The 17157-nt window shown below is 68.9% G+C and carries 18 protein-coding genes; 7 read left to right on the top strand and 11 right to left on the bottom strand.

Translation table 11 applies throughout. The features are described from left to right. Nucleotides 1-2: 2 nt before the first annotated feature. The 3 genes from BXA11_RS07670 to ligD (BXA11_RS07660) form a co-directional block, all read right to left on the bottom strand. Entirely contained in the window at nucleotides 3-203 is a 201-nt protein-coding gene (locus tag BXA11_RS07670; RefSeq protein WP_030507435.1) for a hypothetical protein, read from the bottom strand. Between the two features lie 79 nt (nucleotides 204-282). Further along, nucleotides 283-1164: a non-homologous end-joining DNA ligase gene (gene ligD, locus BXA11_RS07665; protein ID WP_030507434.1), complete on the bottom strand. Its 882-nt coding sequence runs from the start codon at nucleotides 1162-1164 to the stop codon at nucleotides 283-285. Then, complete coding sequence (gene ligD / locus BXA11_RS07660; protein WP_239105224.1) at nucleotides 1161-2090, bottom strand: non-homologous end-joining DNA ligase; 930 nt, start codon at nucleotides 2088-2090, stop codon at nucleotides 1161-1163. The genes ligD (BXA11_RS07665) and ligD (BXA11_RS07660) overlap by 4 nt, the downstream gene beginning before the upstream one ends. A 104-nt stretch (nucleotides 2091-2194) precedes the next feature. On the opposite strand from ligD (BXA11_RS07660), the gene ku reads away from it, so the two are divergent. Next, nucleotides 2195-3112 carry a non-homologous end joining protein Ku gene (gene ku, locus BXA11_RS07655; protein WP_076433887.1) on the top strand — a complete coding sequence of 306 codons (918 nt, stop codon included), beginning with the start codon at nucleotides 2195-2197 and terminating at the stop codon, nucleotides 3110-3112. 234 nt (nucleotides 3113-3346) lie between these two features. On the opposite strand, the gene BXA11_RS07650 is transcribed toward ku, so the two are convergent. The 6 genes from BXA11_RS07650 to BXA11_RS07625 all read right to left on the bottom strand — a co-directional run bounded on the left by BXA11_RS07650 (nucleotide 3347) and on the right by BXA11_RS07625 (nucleotide 9463). Next, nucleotides 3347-3649 (bottom strand): hypothetical protein, encoded by a 303-nt coding sequence (locus tag BXA11_RS07650; protein ID WP_076433886.1) that lies wholly within the window; start codon nucleotides 3647-3649, stop codon nucleotides 3347-3349. A gap of 588 nt (nucleotides 3650-4237) precedes the next feature. Then, nucleotides 4238-4786 carry a hypothetical protein gene (locus BXA11_RS07645; RefSeq protein WP_076433885.1) on the bottom strand — a complete coding sequence of 183 codons (549 nt, stop codon included), beginning with the start codon at nucleotides 4784-4786 and terminating at the stop codon, nucleotides 4238-4240. Between the two features lie 752 nt (nucleotides 4787-5538). Beyond that, nucleotides 5539-6069, bottom strand: coding sequence for a hypothetical protein (locus BXA11_RS41975; RefSeq protein ID WP_076433884.1), 531 nt, complete (start codon nucleotides 6067-6069; stop codon nucleotides 5539-5541). Nucleotides 6070-6800: 731 nt separating this feature from the next. Continuing rightward, the gene (locus tag BXA11_RS07635) at nucleotides 6801-7268 is read right to left on the bottom strand and encodes a hypothetical protein (protein WP_076433883.1); all 468 of its coding nucleotides are present in this window, start codon (nucleotides 7266-7268) and stop codon (nucleotides 6801-6803) included. 609 nt (nucleotides 7269-7877) lie between these two features. Continuing rightward, the gene (locus BXA11_RS07630; protein WP_076433882.1) at nucleotides 7878-8477 is read right to left on the bottom strand and encodes a hypothetical protein; all 600 of its coding nucleotides are present in this window, start codon (nucleotides 8475-8477) and stop codon (nucleotides 7878-7880) included. A gap of 401 nt (nucleotides 8478-8878) precedes the next feature. Next, on the bottom strand, nucleotides 8879-9463 hold the full coding sequence (locus tag BXA11_RS07625; RefSeq protein WP_076433881.1) for a hypothetical protein: 585 nt from the start codon (nucleotides 9461-9463) through the stop codon (nucleotides 8879-8881). A 395-nt stretch (nucleotides 9464-9858) separates the two neighbouring features. Here BXA11_RS07625 and BXA11_RS07620 point away from each other — a divergent pair, with 395 nt between their 5' ends. Continuing rightward, entirely contained in the window at nucleotides 9859-10773 is a 915-nt protein-coding gene (locus BXA11_RS07620; RefSeq protein ID WP_143734141.1) for an alpha/beta hydrolase, read from the top strand. A gap of 129 nt (nucleotides 10774-10902) precedes the next feature. After that, nucleotides 10903-12081, top strand: coding sequence for an adenylyltransferase/sulfurtransferase MoeZ (moeZ, locus tag BXA11_RS07615; protein WP_076433879.1), 1179 nt, complete (start codon nucleotides 10903-10905; stop codon nucleotides 12079-12081). Between the two features lie 61 nt (nucleotides 12082-12142). Here moeZ and BXA11_RS07610 read toward each other — a convergent pair whose 3' ends face one another. Together BXA11_RS07610 and BXA11_RS07605 are read right to left on the bottom strand one after the other, a co-directional pair. Next, nucleotides 12143-12454 carry a winged helix-turn-helix domain-containing protein gene (locus BXA11_RS07610; protein WP_030507423.1) on the bottom strand — a complete coding sequence of 104 codons (312 nt, stop codon included), beginning with the start codon at nucleotides 12452-12454 and terminating at the stop codon, nucleotides 12143-12145. Next, nucleotides 12454-12921, bottom strand: a complete 468-nt coding sequence (locus BXA11_RS07605; RefSeq protein ID WP_143734140.1) for a hypothetical protein — start codon at nucleotides 12919-12921, stop codon at nucleotides 12454-12456. The genes BXA11_RS07610 and BXA11_RS07605 overlap by 1 nt, the downstream gene beginning before the upstream one ends. A gap of 143 nt (nucleotides 12922-13064) precedes the next feature. Between BXA11_RS07605 and BXA11_RS07600 the strand changes: the two genes are divergently transcribed. Genes BXA11_RS07600 through BXA11_RS07585 form a run of 4 tightly spaced genes read left to right on the top strand, consistent with a single transcriptional unit; the run spans nucleotide 13065 to nucleotide 17115 of the window. Continuing rightward, nucleotides 13065-13784 carry a hypothetical protein gene (locus tag BXA11_RS07600; protein ID WP_076433877.1) on the top strand — a complete coding sequence of 240 codons (720 nt, stop codon included), beginning with the start codon at nucleotides 13065-13067 and terminating at the stop codon, nucleotides 13782-13784. Continuing rightward, a complete protein-coding gene (locus tag BXA11_RS07595; RefSeq protein WP_143734139.1) occupies nucleotides 13778-15043 on the top strand; it encodes a S8 family peptidase in 1266 nt (421 codons plus the stop codon). Before BXA11_RS07600 ends, BXA11_RS07595 begins: the two co-directional genes overlap by 7 nt. Before the next feature lie 9 nt (nucleotides 15044-15052). Next, a complete protein-coding gene (locus BXA11_RS07590) occupies nucleotides 15053-15958 on the top strand; it encodes a hypothetical protein (protein WP_076433876.1) in 906 nt (301 codons plus the stop codon). Further along, nucleotides 15952-17115 carry a S8 family serine peptidase gene (locus tag BXA11_RS07585; protein ID WP_143734138.1) on the top strand — a complete coding sequence of 388 codons (1164 nt, stop codon included), beginning with the start codon at nucleotides 15952-15954 and terminating at the stop codon, nucleotides 17113-17115. Before BXA11_RS07590 ends, BXA11_RS07585 begins: the two co-directional genes overlap by 7 nt. The last annotated feature ends 42 nt before the right edge of the window (nucleotides 17116-17157 follow it).

Here is a 17157-nt window from a genome sequence, read left to right as displayed (position 1 = left end):
GATCAGCGATAGTCGTCGTCGTCGAGGTCGACCGTACGCTCCTGCTCGGCCACGTCGGCCGGGTCGGCGTCGAACGGAACGTGCTCGGGCCAGCGCCTGTCGTCGGCGACCTTGACGAGCTGGTGCTGCTCGACCGCGTCGGCCTCCGGCGCCTCGATCGAGATCTCCTCGACCACCTCGTCGAGGGGGTCCATCTCGGGCATGTGCTTGTCCTTCCGTTCGACGGTCGGCTGCGACAGGTCCACACTACGGCCAGGGTGGCGGCGGCACTAAGCAGCGGGGCTAAGCGGTGAGGGGTGCGAACAGGTCGCCGTGTTTCTCCACGCGCTCCAGCACGTCAGGTGCGGTGAACACCAGCCGGTCCGGGCTGTCGCACGCCTCGACCTCCTCCCACAGGAGGGGGGTGGACGCGGTCGGCCGCCCGGCGGCGCGCAGCGAGTAGGGCGCGACCGTCGTCTTGGCCGGGTTGTTCTGGCTCCAGTCGATGAAGACCTTGCCCGGCCGCTCCTTCTTCGCCATCACGCTCGTCACGAACGGATGCTCGGCCTGCATCCGCCGGGCGAGCGCCTTGGCGTAGCCGGAGGTGTCCTGGCCCCGGTCCCAGGGGACGTAGATCTGCATGCCCTTCTGACCGCTGGTCTTGGGGTGGCTCTCCAGGCCGTCGTCGGCCAGGGCCTGCCGCAGCAGGACGGCGACCCGGCAGCAGTCGACGATGGTGGCGGGGGCGCCGGGGTCGAGGTCGAAGACGAGGGTGTCGGGCGGCTGCGGCTCGCCGTCCTTGGCCACCCGCCACATCGGCACGTGGATCTCCAGGGCGGCCAGGTTGGCGTAGTAGACCAGGGCCGGCAGGTCCTCCACGACCGCGAAGTCGATCTCCTCGCGGTTCTTGGTGCTGCCCGGCGCGGGCAGGGTGACCGTACGGACCCAGTCGGGGGTGTGCTCGGGGGCGTTCTTCTCGAAGAAGAACTGGCCGTCGACGCCGTTCGGGTAACGCTTGACCGTGAGCGGACGCCCCTTGAGGTGTGGCAGCAGGACCGGCGCGATCCGGGTGTAATAGTCGATCACCTCGGCCTTGGTGAACGCGGCGTCCGGATAGAGAACCTTGTCCAGGTTGGTCAGGACAAGCAGGCGGCCCTCCACCTTCACCCGCACCTTCTCCGTCATCGCAGCTCCTCCCGCCGCACCTCCGCGGGGATCTTGTCGGCGCGCACGCCCCGCCACACGGGGTTGCGCAGCCGTCCGTCGCGCGTCCACATGCTGAACGCCACCTCGCCGACCACATCGGGCCTGACCCACCGGGCGTTCCGGGAGATCTCCCGAGGAAGCCCGTCAGAGAAGGGGCTCTGCCCGATCTCGAGCGGCTCAATCAGGCGGAGGACGTCGCCGAGCATCGCGTCGGTGAACCCGGTGCCCACATGGCCGACGAAGAGGAACTCGGCAGGGGAGGCCCCGGCGTACACGCCGAGCAGGAGCGAGCCGACGCCGCCCGCGCGGCGGCCCTTGCCCGGCCGCCAGCCGCCGACGACCACCTCGGCGGTCCGCAGGTTCTTGACCTTGATCCACCACTCGGCCCTTCGCCCCGGCCGGTAGGGCGAGTCGAGGCGCTTGGCGACCACGCCCTCCAGCCCCTGCCGCCTGGTCGCCTCCAGCACCGCCGGTTCACAGGGGAGGTACGGCGGCGCGCCCAGGCCGAGCGAGTCGAGCAGCGCCCGCCGGTCCAGGTAGGGGAGGTCGAGCAGCGTGTGCCCGTCGAGATGGAGCAGGTCGAAGGGCAGGTAGGAGACCGGCAGCCGGCCGAGCAGGTGGGCCCCGGCGGGATCGGCGACGTGCATGCGTCTCTGCAGCCGGCCGAAGCTGGGCCGGCCCTCGGGGTCGAAGGCCACCACCTCGCCGTCGACCACCGCCCTGCGCCCGGCCAGCGGGGCCATGGCGGCGGAGATCTCGGGATATCGGGAGGTGAAGTCGGCGCCGTGCCGCCCGGTGACCCGCACGCCGCCGTCGACGTACGCGAGTGCGCGGATGCCGTCCCACTTCACCTCCAGCGCGTACGCCCCGGAGTCGGAAGGGATTTCTCCTGGAATGGCAAGCATCGGCTCGATCGGATACGGCACCGCCATAGTGGGTACCTGCCCATGAGGTAACTCCCTTGAATCCCACCATAGCGTCGTTCGAACACAGAGACGAGAATGTGGCTATGCGCAGCATCTGGAAAGGCGCGATCTCGTTCGGTCTTGTCACCATCCCGGTGAAGCTCTACTCGGCGACCGAGCAGAAGGACGTCACGTTCCACCAGGTGCACAGGGAGGACGGCGGGCGGATCAAGTACAAGAGGGTCTGCTCGGTCGACGGCGAAGAGGTGCCCTACTCGGACATCGCGAAGGGGTACGAGCTCGCGACCGGCGAGATGGTCGTGCTGACCGACGAGGACTTCGCCGATCTGCCGTTGACCACGTCCCGCAGGATCGACGTGCTGCAGTTCACCCCCGCCGACCAGATCGACCCCATCTACTTCGCCAAGTCCTACTACCTGGAGCCGGACGGGCAGGGCGCCAAGCCGTACGTGCTGTTGCGGGACGCGCTGGAGCGGTCGGGACAGGTGGCGGTCGTGAAGGTCGCCCTGCGGCAGCGCGAGTCGCTGGCCGCGCTCCGCGTCCGCGACGGCGTCTTCGTGCTGGAGACCATGCTCTGGCCGGACGAGATCCGCGAGGCCGACTTCGGGTTCCTGGAGGAGGACGTCGACGTACGGCCCCAGGAACTGAAGATGGCCGAGTCCCTGATCGAGACGATGGTGGCGGACTTCGATCCCGCCGAATACAAGGACGCCTACCGGGAGGCGCTGCAGGAGGTCATCGAGGCCAAGGTGGCGGGCAAGGAGATCGTCGCCCCCGAGGCCCCGGCCGAGGCCGGGCCGGCCGTCGACCTCATGGCCGCGCTGCGGGCCAGCGTGGAGGCGGCCAAACGGGAGCGCCAGGGCGCCGCCCCGGCCAAGTCGCCCGGCAGGGCCGCCAAGGCCAAGGCCGCCGCCTCCGGCGACGCCGCCAGGAAGGCCGCGTCGGACGACGCGGAGGAGGAGAAGTCGCCCAAGAAGCGGAAGACGCGTCGTTCCGCCTGAGCGTTCCTGCCGGCGCGGTCATGTCGGCTCTGCCCGGAGGAGCCCCGGCGGACAGTTCCGCCGGGGCTTTTTCACGGTACAGAAGTGGGCGATCCGTACAGGGGCCGCGGGCTCTCGGCCGCCCGTTCACCGCCGCCCGATCGCCACGGAGGTGGCGGAGGCGTGATCAGGGCGGGCCCGGACACCGCGGCTTCGCGCCGACGGCCCCGTACGACTGGGTGTCACCCGTCAGTGTCAGTCGTCGTCGTCGCCGTCGATCTCGACGACGGCGTCACCGGATGCGAAGGCCGCGTTGTTCCGATTGACCTTCTTCTCCTTCTTGAACTTGAAGAAGCGGAAGTCGTTGCGGTTGACGGCCGTGTTGCGGTAGCCACGTCCGTGACGCCTGCAGTGGCCCGGGCCGTGGCCCCAGTTGGCGCTGATGGTCGGGGCGCCAGGGGCGGCTGCGTGAGCGGTGGTGGTGCTCAGGGCGAGAGCGCCGCCTGCCATTACCGTGCTGACCGCCAGACCGGTGATGACGTTCCGGAATTTGGGCATTGAGGTCCTCCTCGAAGGATGGAGTGCCCGAGTGCGACATTCCCGGTGTCTGTCGGAAATGTCAGGCGATGTCCTGTATGTCCGGTCATCGCCCGTGGCGTCTTAATTGCCGAGACGGCCCACCGGCAAACTGGCCCGGAGGGAATTTGGGCCCGCGTTGTGGCGCGACGCCTCGGGTTAGGCGACCGCTGACCTGATCGACGTTCATGCCTGACGTGTCAGTGCGGCAGCCGGGGTAGGGCGGGCCGTGGTTCCCCACGGTGGTGTTCCTCAATCCCCTGTTCTCGTTCGCTTCGGCCCGTGGGAGCGGGTCGTCGGGGGCGGGTTCGAGGGCGGCATCGGGGGGCCGGAAAAGGTCAGGGCTCCGGCGAGGATCTCGCCGGAGCCCTTGTCTCATGCCATCTGGTGGAAGGTGTTTCCAGGCCTGCCGTCGCTCGGCGCGCGGTTGCGCTGGAAACACCTGGCTGCACTCACCGGCGCCGTCGTCCCCGGCTGATGACGGAGATGCGCTCGTGGGCGGTCCTGCCCACCTGCTCCCGTCACCCGGCCGGACGGCGCGGTGTCCCGCGAGGCGTCATGCCTCGCGGATCAGACGTTGTTGCGGTTGTTGTTGTCGTTCTTGTCGTTGTGCTCGCGGTCGTTGCGGTTCCACCAGTCGTTGTTGTTGTGGTCCCACCAGTTCTGGTCGGCCCACCAGTTGTTGTTGAGCCAGTTGAATGCGCGGTCGTCCTTCTCCTGGAAGCCGAACGCGACATCCTTCGCGACGAGGCCGAAGGCGTCGTGCCCCGACTTGTCGTCCTTGTAGAGGTTCTGACCCCACCAGTTGTTGGTGTCCCACATGTTGTTCTGGTTGCGGTCGTCGATGTTGTGGTTGCGGTCGTTGCGCTCCCGGGTGTTGTTCGGGGAGAACGCGTGCGGGAAGAAGTCGTCCCCCTTCTTGTTGTCCTGGGCGATGCCGCCCGTGCTGTCGTCGACGCCGTTGGCCGCGCCATCCTTGGCGATGGGGCGCTCGTCGCTCTTCTTGGCCCAGAAGGGGTTGTCGTCGGCGCTGGCGGCCGTGGCGCCCATGGCGACGGCTCCGCCGACGACCGCGGTGCTGAGCGCGAGCCCTGCGAAGATCTTCTTGAGCTTGGGCATTATGGTTCCTCCCTGACAGGATTCGATTTCGAATTGCCCTGCGTCTATCGGCATTTCCCGTCCGCCTGCTGTGGGCGGGAATTCCTTCGTGGCTCTTATTGAGCCTTGCTTCCGACGCTAGTGGTGATTTCCTGCCAGGCGGCCCGACAAACTGACGTCTGCTGCTTTTGGTTAATGATTAGCTGCGTATAGGCTTGATTCGATGGATAATGCGCCTTATGTAGTGATAGGTACGATTTGCCCCCCTGGCGTGACGGCCTTCTGACGCCTCGGCCGGAGGGGCGCCGGCTTACCCCATTGCGATGCGATTCGGTGAGGCGATTCGGTGGGGCGACCTGATGGGGCGACCCGATGGGGGCGGTGCGGGGGGCGTGCCGCCGGTTCGTACGTCATGACGCTCGCGCCGGTGGAGGTTCGGCGGCGGCCGCGATGGTGGGCCGGGGAAAGGCCGCGGAGGGAAGGAGGCAAAAGGGAGGTGAGCGGCGGCGACGAGCGCGGCCGGGGCAAAGAGCAGGGCTCCGGCGGAACCTTCCCGCCGGAGCCCTTGGTTGTCACTGTAGAAGGATTGACGGCCGTTCCCGTCCAGGTCGCCGTCGCTCGGTGAGCGAGCGGCCGGCCGGTCGGGGAACGTGTCTCTGCACTCAACGGCGCCAGTCCGTCAGCCGGGCTCGGAGGCCTCGTGGAGGTTCTCCGGATCCGTCATCTTCTCGGAACGGCGCGATCGTCTCGCAGGAGCCGCTGGACCTGCCTTCTCAGTTCATGCGGTCGTTGTTGTTGTGGTTCCACCAGTTGTTGTCGTTGTTGTTCCACCAGTTGTTGTTGTTCCACCAGTTGTTGTTGAACCAGGTGTTGTCCTTGTTCGTCTTGTCCTGGAAGCCGATCGCAACGTCCTTGGCCACGAGCCCGAAGCCGGAGAAGTCGTCGCGCCGGTCGGCGAACGCCCCCTGGTTCCAGAAGCTCTGGTTGTTCCACCAGTTGTTGTTGTTGTCCTGGTTCAGGTTCTGGTTGCGGTCGTTCCGTTCGAAGTTGTTGTTGTTGTTCGGGTTGAAGAAGACAGGGAAGACGTTCTCCCGATCACCGCGATCGCCGATACCCCTGTTGCCCTGGGCGATGCCGCCCGTGCTGTCGTCGACACCGTTGGCCAGGCCGTCCCGGGCGATGGGACGGTCGACGTCGCCGGTCCTGGTCGCGGCGCTGGCGGCGCCGGCGCCCAGAGCGAGCGCGCCGCCGACAGCGGCGGTGCTGAGCGCGAGACCGGCGATGATCTTGTGGAGCTTGGACATGCGTGTCCCCCTTGACAGGATTCAGTATTCCTGAATTTGTTCAGGGCATTTCTCTTGATTGTGAGAGATGTCCTTCGGGCTCTTAATTGAGCCCTAACTTCCTGTGCTGTCATGATTTCCAGCGCGGTGGCCTGACAAACAGCCGTCTAAGCCTTTTGATCACTAGTTAGAGTCTTATGAACTGACTTAGAGGTATTAAGAGAGAAATGTCTCGATTGACCGATTTGGCGAGGGGTGTTCGCGCGCCGGAGCTCGGCAGTGAGAGCGGTGCGGCGATGGCCGGGCCTGAGCGCCTGTGGTGTCCGGGGCGTCGTCCGCATGCGTGCCGTTGCCGTATCGCGTCGGCCTGTTGTTGTGGCCTGTTGCTGCGGCCGGTCCTTGCCGGCCTGGGGAAAGGCGACGGGAGGGCTTCATGCTGTCCGATAGCCGGCTGTCCGGAATGCGCGCGTGAATCTGCCGCCTCGGGCTCCTGGGCCCGGAGTGGGGGGAGAAAAGTCAGGGCTCCGGCGAGAGTCTCGCCGGAGCCCTTGTCTCTGCTGATCGAACGGCCGTTCCCGGAGCGGGGAGCGCTCACGGAGCTTTCGACGCCACGGGAACGTGACTGCGCCTCAGGGCGCCGTTCTCCTGTCAAGGCGGTGGAGGACGGTGCGGCCGGCCGTTTGCGTCATCCCTTCACCTGCGGGATTCCGAGCGGCGCGGTCGTCTCACGGGCCGTTGCCGGCCCCGCCTTCTCAGTTGCAGAAGTTGTTGTTGTTGTTGTTGCACCAGTTGTTGTTCTGGTTGTTGTTGAACCAGGAGTTGTTGTTGAACCAGCCGTTGTTGAAGAAGTTGCTGTCGCGGTTGGTCTTGTCACTGAAGGCGATCGTGGCGCAGGGGCCGACGATCGCGAAGTTGGAGTCGCTGTCGAGGTTGTCGCTGAACGCGCTCTGGTTCCAGAAGCTCTGGTTGTTCCAGAAGTTGTTGTTCTGGTTGTTGCACCAGTTGTTGTCGTTGCAGTTGTTGTTCCAGTTGCCGTTGTTGCAGTTGTTGTTGTTGTTGCAGTTGAAGGGAACGAAGGTGTTGTTGTTGCAGGGCATGCCACCGAGACCGAAGAAGTCTCCGGTGCCGGCACTCGCGGCTGTGGCGCTCATGGCGATCGCGCCCCCGGCGATCGCGGTGCCGAGTGCGAGTCCGGCGAGAACGTTCTTGAACTTGGGCATTGCTGTCCCCCTTGAAAGAATTGGAAATCCCCGCATCCTTCGATATTTCTCGCTGGAGATTCGAGAGAAATATCTCTTTGGCCCCCGTGGGCCGGGTTCCTGCGATACGTTGATGTCCGTCAGCATCATCCGACAAACGCACCTCTATGGCTTTTGATCAGCTATTAGCAGCCTATGGAACGAATTGGGGATAATAGGGGCGACTTGTCCCGTAATGTCCGATTTCAGCCCGAGGTGCCGGATGCGTGAAAGCGGTGGCGCGAGCATGGTGGCAGGCCTGCGTGAGCAGCTGGGAGCGCATGGCACGTCCGAGGGCGCATCGAGGGGCGTTTCGCGGGGGTGGGGAGGGAGCCGCGGTGGGCTGGGGCGGCCCCAGGGTGGCGGCCCCAGGGTGGCCACGGACGGGCTCGGGAAGGGCGACCGCGGGCGGCTGGGCGAGACCGAACCCGATGACGAATTCCGGAAGCGGGGGAGACGACGAGTGCCCGTGCTCGCGAAGGGCGTGAGTCGACGCCCCGGCGAGCACGGGCACATTCATTCGACGCCCGGGCCACTGGCCCGAGGCTCAGCGCGACCGGTCAGCGCGGCCGCGCGGTGGAACGCTGCGGATCAGGGGATGGCGTCGTACGACGGCCGGGTCTTCCGCTTCCCCTCGTCCTTCTGAATGTCGGCGTCGACGTCGAGGTCGACATCCTTGGTCTTGGCCTCCGGATTGACCTGGGTGGCCGTGTTGGTGCGCGGGTCGGCCTGCGCGGACTGGTCCTGCCACGGCCGGTTGTGCAGCTGGTTGTAGTCGCTCGTGCTGGTGTAAGGAAGCGTGGAGTTCTGCGACCACTGGGAGTTGTACGGAACCGCCGCCGAGCCGTTCGACGACTTCTGGAACGGCGTCAGAACGAGCGTGAAGTCACGCAGCAGGAACTGGCTCTGGTTCTCCGACTGACGAACGTGCTGCCACTCGTGGTTCTTGTTCTTGTTCTTGTTCTTGTTCTTGTTCTTGCCCTTCTGCCCCTGGCCCTGCCGGTTGGTGTTGTAGTTGCGGTTGTAGCTCGGCCGCACGTACCGGACGCCGCCGGACGGGGCGGGAATGTACCCGCCCATGACGGTGGCTGCGCTGGCCGTGCCGGCGGTGGCGCCACCGAGCACGATGGCCGCGCCGCTCAGCGCGGTGCCGAGGGCGAGGGCCCCGGCGATGTTCTTCAACACGGACATCTGGGTGTTTCTCCTCTGAATATCGCAACCCCGGCCCGGTCCCGTGAGGGATCAGGGCGGGTGGTAGTGAGTTCGGCGCCGTCGTGTGTGACGCGGCGCGATGCGTTCGCCTGGCACCGGCTGTCCTCTCCTCGAAAGCGCCGCCGGTGCGCTGCTCTCTCGACTGCTCGTTCGCCCGCCGGCAGAGCGGCGGACGGGTGGCACCGGTGCCGTGTCCCAGGTCATCCGGTCGCCGCCCGACCCGCCGGGCGGTGTCCGCCGCTCCGCCGCTCGCGCGTGTCCCCCGTCACTCGCGGGTTCCGGCTCAGGTGAGGCCGCCGGTCACGAGTACGGGTGGCCGTCGGCTGCCGCGTCACCCGCCGTGGCCGGGACGCTCACCGAGGCCGATCGTGTAGATCCCGTCAGGGCACGATCACCGGGTCCTCGCCGCGGTCGTAGCCCTTCTTCTTCTCCTTCTCCACGTCCACGTCGATGTCCGCGTCGATGTCCTTCTTCTTCACGCGCGGGTTGACCTCGGTGGCCGTGTTCGTCTTCGGCTGGGCCAGGGAGTCCTGGTCCTGGCGCGGGTTGTTGAACTGGTCGCTGTAGCTGTTCGTGCGCGTGTACGGGTACGACTGCGTGTTTCCGTACTGCCAGTTGTACGGAAGCGCCCGCGCGTCGGTGTCCGTCTTCTGGAACGGCGTGAGGACGAGCGTGAAGTCACGCAGCAGGAACTGGTTCTGAGCCTGGTTCTGCCGCTCGTGCTGCCACTGCTTCGTCTTGTTCTTGTTCTTGTTCTTGTTCGCGTTCGCACCCTTGTTCTTCTGGCGCTGCGCATTGCGGTTGTAGTTGTAGCTGGGGTAGTAGCCGCCGCCGCCCACGTAGCCGCCCATGACAGTGGCGGCGTTCGCGCTGGTGGCGGCCACAGCGGTGCCCAGGGTGACGGCGCCACCGGTCAGGGCGGCGCTGATCGCGAGGATCCCGACCAGGTTGTTGAACTTGGGCATTTCATGTCCTCCTTGAAGGATTGTTGCCCCGACACTCCGGCGTTTTCCAAGTCGTTCGGAAAATGCCCTTACTGATGACCCTTGGTGGATCATCCCTGCATTGTCTTGTTTTCCTCACCGTCCTAGCGACAAACGGCGGTCGGCGGCTTTTGCCATTCACTTATCGCTTTATTGGCATCGTTGACACCGATAGGGCGGCTTTGGTCCGAATTGTGATTCGTATCCGCATTTCGATATGTCCGAATGAGGGCGATATTGGCCATATGTCGCTCTCACTGATCGGGGCGAACCCGGATGATCGATCCCGCGTCCCCCGGGTAGCGCGGAAGTGCCGCCCGAGACGGCGTACGGGCAGGGTTATGGTCGAGAAACGCGAGGCGAACAGGGGAGGACGCGTGGGTGTCGAGCCGATTCCACCGTGGCCCGGCAGGCTCATCGAGGTTGGGGACGCGCGCATCCATGTGCGGACGACCCCGGAGGGGCCGCCCGAGACCGCTGTATACGTGCACGGCCTGGCGGGCTCGGCGACCAACTGGACCGACCTGATGGGCGAGCTTGCCGGCGAGGTGCGGGGGGTCGCCGTCGATCTGCCGGGAGCCGGGCACTCCCCCGTGCCCGCGGACGGCGACTACTCGGTTCCCGCCCACGCCGCGGCCGTGGTCCGGCTCGTCGAGGCCCTGGGGGAGGGGCCGGTCCACCTTTTCGGCAACTCCATGGGCGGCGCGGTCTCGGTGCGGATCGCGGCCACGCGGCCCGATCTCGTCAGGTCGCTGACGCTGGTCTCCCCGGCGCTGCCCGACCTGCTGCCGAGGTACGGCCCGGCCAGGATCGCCATGTCGGCCGCCCCGCGCCTGGGCGAGCTGGCCGTCCGCTGGCTCGGCGCGCTGCCGCCGGAACGGCGCGTCCAGGCGACGCTCAGCATGTGTTACGCCGACGCCGGGCGGGTCCACCCTGAGCGGCTGCGCGAGGCGATAGAGGAACTGCGCGACCGCGACGGTCTGCCGCACGCGGGGGCGGCCATGGTCGGCTGCGCCCGCGCGATCGTGCGCGAGTACTTCCGGCTGGGCCCCGACAACCTCTGGCGGCAGGCCGAGCGGATCACCGCGCCCACCCTCGTCGTGTACGGCCTGCGCGACCGGCTGGTCCACGCCCGCATGGCGCACCGGGCCGGGCGGGTCTTCCGCGACGTGCGCCTGGTGACGCTCCCGCACGCCGGTCACGTGGCCCAGATGGAGTATCCCGAGCTCGTGGCCCGGGAGTCACGGCGCCTGCTGGCCTACACGAGGACGCCCCTGCGCCGGACAGCGTGATCGGGGAATGCCTTGATTGGGGAATGCGGGGCTACCCCGGTTAAGTTGTGAGAAGAGCTTGTGTTGGGCCCATGGAGCCGAGCGCGACCATTGGCACGAAAACGGGACACGGAGAGCAGGAGTGGGACTGTGTCGTTGCCACCGCTGGTAGAGCCGGCAGCAGAGCTGACGGTTGACGAGGTGCGCCGCTACTCGCGCCATCTGATCATCCCTGACGTGGGCATGGCGGGTCAGAAGCGCCTCAAGAACGCCAAGGTGCTGTGTGTGGGCGCGGGCGGCCTGGGCTCTCCCGCGCTGCTGTACCTGGCCGCGGCCGGGGTCGGGACGCTCGGGATCGTCGACTTCGACGTCGTCGACGAGTCGAACCTCCAGCGCCAGGTGATCCACGGGCAGTCGGACGTGGGCCGCCTGAAGGCCGAGTCCGCCGCCGCCAGCGTGCGTGAGATCAACCCCCTGGTCAACGTCATCATCCACAACGTCGCTCTCACGACCGACAACGTGATGGACATCTTCTCCGGCTACGACCTCATCGTGGACGGCACGGACAACTTCGCCACGCGCTACATGGTCAACGACGCGGCCGTGCTGCTCGGCAAGCCGTACGTGTGGGGGTCCATCTACCGGTTCGACGGGCAGGCGAGCGTCTTCTGGGCCGAGCACGGCCCGTGCTACCGCTGCCTCTACCCCGAGCCCCCGCCGCCGGGCATGGTCCCGAGCTGCGCCGAGGGCGGCGTGCTCGGCGTGCTGTGCGCGTCGATCGGCTCCGTCCAGGTGAACGAGGCCATCAAGGTCATCACCGGCATCGGCGAGCCGCTCGTCGGCCGTCTGATGATCTACGACGCGCTCGAGATGAAGTACCGCGACGTCAAGGTCCGCAAGGACCCCGAGTGCCCGCTGTGCGGCAAGAACCCCTCGATCACCGAGCTGATCGACTACGAGGCGTTCTGCGGCACGCTCTCCGACGAGGCGCAGCAGGCCGCCGCCGGCAGCACGATCACCGCGGCCGAGCTGGAGGCGATGCGCGAGCGGGGCGAGGACATCATGATCATCGATGTTCGCGAGCCGAACGAGTACGAGATCGTCAACATCCCTGGCGCCGTGTTGATCCCCAAGGGCGAGTTCCTCAACGGCTCCGCCCTGGAGAGGCTGCCGCAGGACAAGAAGATCGTGCTGCACTGCAAGTCGGGCGCCCGCTCGGCCGAGGTGCTCGCGGTGCTCAAGAACGCCGGCTTCTCCGACGCCGTCCACGTGGGTGGCGGCGTGCTGAGCTGGATCAAGACGGTCGACCCCAGCCTGCCGACCTACTGACACGGAAACCGGTCGACGGCCGCCGCCTCACGACGAGGCGGCGGCCGTCGTCGTCCAGGCGCTAACCGCGCTCGTCCGGCACCACGCTGAGGCCGCTGGGTGCGACGATGCGCTGCAGGTTCTCGACGTACGCGGTGAACGCCGCGCGCCCCTTGCCGGTGAGCTTGAACCACGTCTTGGGCCGCTTGCCCACGTAGCCCTTGCGTACGGCGACGTATCCGGCGGCCTCCAGTGCGCTGCCGTGCTTGGACAGGACCGAGTCGCTGACGCCCAGAGTGTCGCGGACGAACGCGAACTCGGCCTCGTCGGCCGCGGCGAGCAGCGAGACGATCTGCAGCCGGGTGGGGGCGTGGATGACGGGATCGAGCTCCATCACCGGGTCTCTTCGAACCGGCGGGCCACCCGGCGGGCGATGCGGCGGGAGATCGCCCGGCTGCCGAGGGCGAAGTACGCGGTCATGGCGACGCCGCCGCAGGCCATTCCGTACGGCACGTCCGCGGCCTGGAGGCCGAACGACACCACCCAGCACAGGACGATGCCGCCGAAGAGCCAGGGCAGGTAGACGGCCGAGAAGGCCCGTGTGATCGCGGGGTCGTGGACGGTCATCGGCCGCGTCTTGGCGAAGACCGCGATCAGGGCGCCCAGCGCCGCGCAGATCAGGATCCCGCCGCCCACGGTCACCGGGATCGGCGTGCCGGGCTCGCTGACGAGGAGGATCCCGGTCACGGTGAGCCCGATGGCCGAGATGAACCACGTGGGCAGCCATGGTTGGGATCTCATCGCCTTCGCCTGCGTCTGCCGGATCGTCGCCAGGCTCCGCGCCGCTTCCTCGGGGTTCATCCGCACCACCTCTTTCCATCTCAGAAAGTACTTTCCACTTTCCACAGCGTCAACGACTTTCCGGGGGCATTTGTGGGGATGGCGGACGGTAGGTCGCGTTAAGGTCACTGGAGGAGGGAGGCCGCGAAGAGAACGGAGGCGCAGTGGGCGAGACGCGGACCTGGCCGGCCGTGGCCGTGGCCTCCGCGATCACCCTCGTCTGCGCGATCGTCGGCGGGATCGCGGCCAGCGCCGCCGTCGCCGAGCTGACGAGAGGCCCGAGAGTGGCGGAGCTGCGCGAGGCGCAGGCGGCCGAGACGGCGCTGCGATGGGAGCGCTGGCCGGCCGGCCGGATCTTCCCCGCCACCCTGGCCTACACCAGCGAGCAGGGCGGGCCTGAGCTGGCGCGGCGGGTGGGCATCTCCTCGCGCACCGACTGCCGCGGCGCCGTCGACACGGCCGTCGCCGGCCGGATGACGGCGGCCGGCTGCCGGGCGGTCCTGCGGGCCACCTACCTCGACGCCCTGCAGGGCATCGTGGTGACGATCGGCGTGGCGGCCTTCCCCGACGAGCCCAAGGCGCGCGCGGCCGTCCCCATCTTCCCGGGCGACGGCGCGGCGGCGCCCGGCCTGCGCGCCCTCGCGTTTCCCGGCACCGTGACCGACCGCTTCTCGGCGGGCGGGCGTCAGTCGCTGATCGTGCGCACCGCCGGGCCGTACCTCGTGATGGCGACGGCGGGCCAGGTCGACGGGCGTCCGGCCCGTGCGCTCGGGGAGCAGCGGGAGACCATGTTCTCGTTCACCGAGGACCTGGCCGAGAAGGTCGGCGCGATCCTCACCGCCCCGGCGTCCCCGGACTGCACCGCCAAGGAGTGGCGGTGCTGACCGCGCTGCGCCGCAGGGTCCTCGCGGCGTCCGCCGCCGCGCTCGCCCTGACGGGCGGCGCGTTCCTCGTTCCCGGCCCGGTCAGGGCCGACGACGTACGGCTCAGCCAGCAGGACGTGCTGCGCACGCTCGACGTCGACGACGCCTGGCGGCTGACGAAGGGCAGGGGCGTGACCGTCGCGGTGCTCGACTCGGGTGTCGATCCCGATCACCGCGACCTCGCCGGATCGGTCGTCACCGGGCGGGACTTCACGACCGGGGCCAACCCGCGCGGGGTGCAGCCGGTGCGCCTGCACGGCACGTACATGGCCTCGCTCATCGCCGGGCACGGGCACGGTCCCGGCGGCGCGGACGGCATCGTCGGCATCGCGCCGGAGGCCAGGGTCCTGTCCGTGCGGGTGATCCTCGAAGACGAGGAGCCCGGGTTCCGCACGTTCAACTCCGACGCCCGGTACGAGGCCGTGGTCGCCAAGGGCATCCGCTACGCCGTGGACCACGGAGCCGAGGTCATCAACCTGTCGCTGTCGAAGGACATGCCGACGAAGGACGAGCGCACGGCCATCAGATACGCGATCTCCAAGGGCGTCGTCCTCGTCGCCGCGGCGGGCAACGAGGGCGCGGGCAAGCGGACCGCGCCGTACTCCTACCCGGCGGCGATCCCCGGCGTGATCTCGGTGGCCGCCGTCACGTCCACGCTGAGGCGGGCCTCCTTCTCCAACCGGAACTCCTCGGTGATGGTGGCCGCGCCGGGCGTCGACGTCCTCGGGGCCGGTCCCGGCGACGAGTACTGGGTCGGCCGGGGGACATCCCAGGCGACCGCGCTCGTCTCCGGCGTCGCCGCGCTGATCAAGTCGCGGTATCCCCGCATGTCGCCCGCCCTCGTCGCGCAGGCGCTCACGTCGTCGCCGGCCCGGAAGGGGCCGTACAACACCGGCACCGGGTTCGGCGTGGTCAACGCCTACCGGGCGCTGAGCGTCGCCGCCACCCTCGCCCGCCATCGCGCCACGGCGTCGGGGACGGGCGTGCAGAACCCCCTGCGTGCCGTCCGCCCGGCCGCGAACGACCAGGACCCCATCGTGGTCGTACGGCGCGACACGGGGGCGATCCTCCTCTACGGAGCCGTCGCGCTCGGCGCCTTCGCCGGCTCCGGCGCGGGCGTGGCCGTCATCCTCGTCCTCAGCCGGCGGGCGCGCAGACGAGAGCGGGAGGAAGACGACGCGCTGCCGCCTGCTCCTTGGCCGACGGGCCTGCCGACGTAGCATCGAGGTATGCCGCCCGAGCAGTCCCGCATCCCGCAGACGGCGCGGACGCCGTCCGGTCTCCGGCGGGCGAATCCGCGGGCGCTGCCACTCGGCGCGTCCGCGCGCCGCGCCCGCGCCCGGCCCTGGACGGCGTCGAGGGGACGGGCCGCCGCCGCCCAGGCGGCCAGGGAGCGGGCCGAACTCGAGCGCGGCATCCGCCTCCGCTCGCTCTACCTGACGATCATGGGCGTCGTCCTCGCCGTCGCCGCGGTGAACGTGCTGCTGGGATCGGTCGGGCTGATCCAGGAGAACAAGGTCAGGCCGCTCACCGAGGCCGAGCGCGCCCGATACGTGGCCGAGGACGTGGCCCGCCGGTGGCGCGCGTGGCCCGCCGGCATGGTCTTCCCCGAGGAACTTCCGTACACGGCGCTCGGCCGCGCCCAGCAGTACGCGCGCAGGGTGGGCATCGCCCCCGAGGCGGCGTGCGCCGCGGCGGTCGACGCGCCGGTGGCGTCGGTGCTGCGCAAGCACGGCTGCCAGGCCGTGCTGCGCGCCACTTACGTCGACCAGACCTCGACGTTCGCGGTCACCGTGGGCGTCGCCGTGCTGCCGAGCGAGCAGGCCCGCGCCGACGCGGCGGGCGAACTGCCCGTGGACGACCGCGTGGGCGTACGGCCGGTGGCCTTCCCCGGCACGGTCACCGACACGTTCGGCGCGGCCCAGCGCCAGCGCACCGGATGGGTGGGCGCCGGGCCGTACATCGTCTTCTCCACTGTGGGGTACACCGACGGAAGGACGCGCGCCTCCGTCCCCCTGGAGGAACAGGTGAACAGCGAGATGTGGCCCGTGGCCGAGACCGTGGCCGGGCGCATCGCACGCGCCCTCGGAGAGCCCCCCGACGTCCCCCGCTGCACCCAGGGGAACGTGTGCTGAGGCCGGCCTTCCTCTGCGCGGCGCTCACGGCCGTCCTGCTGGGGATCGGGCCGGCGGTCGCGGCGGCGCCGGCCCCCGGCGGCGAGGAGGGGCGGTGGGCGCTCGACGCCCTCAACGCCGGCGCCGCCTGGAAGGTCAGCAAGGGCGCGGGCGTCACCGTCGCCCTGCTCGGCGGTGGGCACCCCGACGCCGGTCTGCCCGAGCTGAGCGGCCGGGTCGAACTCGGGCCGGACCTGGCGGGCGCGATGTTCGGCGACGACACGGTGCGGCCGGGCGACGACGTGACCGCCCTGGTCTCGGCGATCGCCGGGAGCGGCCGCAGCGGGGGGACCCCCGGGATCGCGCCGGAGGCGCGGGTGCTGTCCGTCCCCGTGGTCCGGAGCCACTCCGAGGGCTCGGCGGGACAGGCGCCCGCGGAGACGCAGGACAGTCCGCTCGCACGCGGCATCCGCTACGCGACCGGCCGGGGCGCCAAGGTCATCTGCCTGCCCGTCCCCGTGTACGCCGTGGACCGCGTGGAGCGGGACGCCATCTCCTTCGCGCTGGCGAGGGGCGTGGCGGTCGTCGCAGCCGTGGGGGACGCCGGCCGGTCGCCGTACGCCCGGCAGAACGGCACCTCCTACTGGGCGTTCCCCGCGGGCTACCCGGGGGTCGTGGGCGTCGCCGCCGTCGACCGCAAGGGCGCCAAGACCCCGGGCAGCAGCGACAACCTCTCGGTCCTGGTGGCCGCGCCGGGGGACCGCGTGCCCGTCACCCTCGCGGGGAGCCGCCGCGGGGCCGTGTCGGGGACCGGTGTCGCCAGTGCGCTCGTCGCGGGCACTATCGCACTAATAAAGGCGAAATATCCGGATTTGCCGCCGGAATTGGTGTCGCGCGCTTTGACGACGACCTCCCGCCCTCATCCGCCCGCGGGTTATGACGACAAAGTCGGATTCGGCGTCGTGGACGCGGCGGCGGCCCTGCGGAAGGCCGCGGAGCTGACCGCATATGGCCCCGCGTCCTCGGTGCAGGACGACGCGCATTTCGGCAAGGGCCCGGTCTCGCAGGGGCCCGCGCGCCCGGGGGCGGATCCGGTTAGGCTCTGGATCTACGGCATCGCCGTCGCTCTCGGAATGGGCGGTTTCTGCGCCGCGGCGTTCGCACTGCGTCGCCGATGATGGGGTGGCGCCGGTGAACGGGTGGCGCAGGTGATCACATGT

Origin of the sequence: Microbispora rosea, from assembly GCF_900156315.1 — a bacterium.
Lineage (GTDB): Bacteria > Actinomycetota > Actinomycetes > Streptosporangiales > Streptosporangiaceae > Microbispora > Microbispora rosea.
Note: the sequence above shows the minus strand (reverse complement) of the source record. Positions and strands in the feature narration are given on the sequence as shown.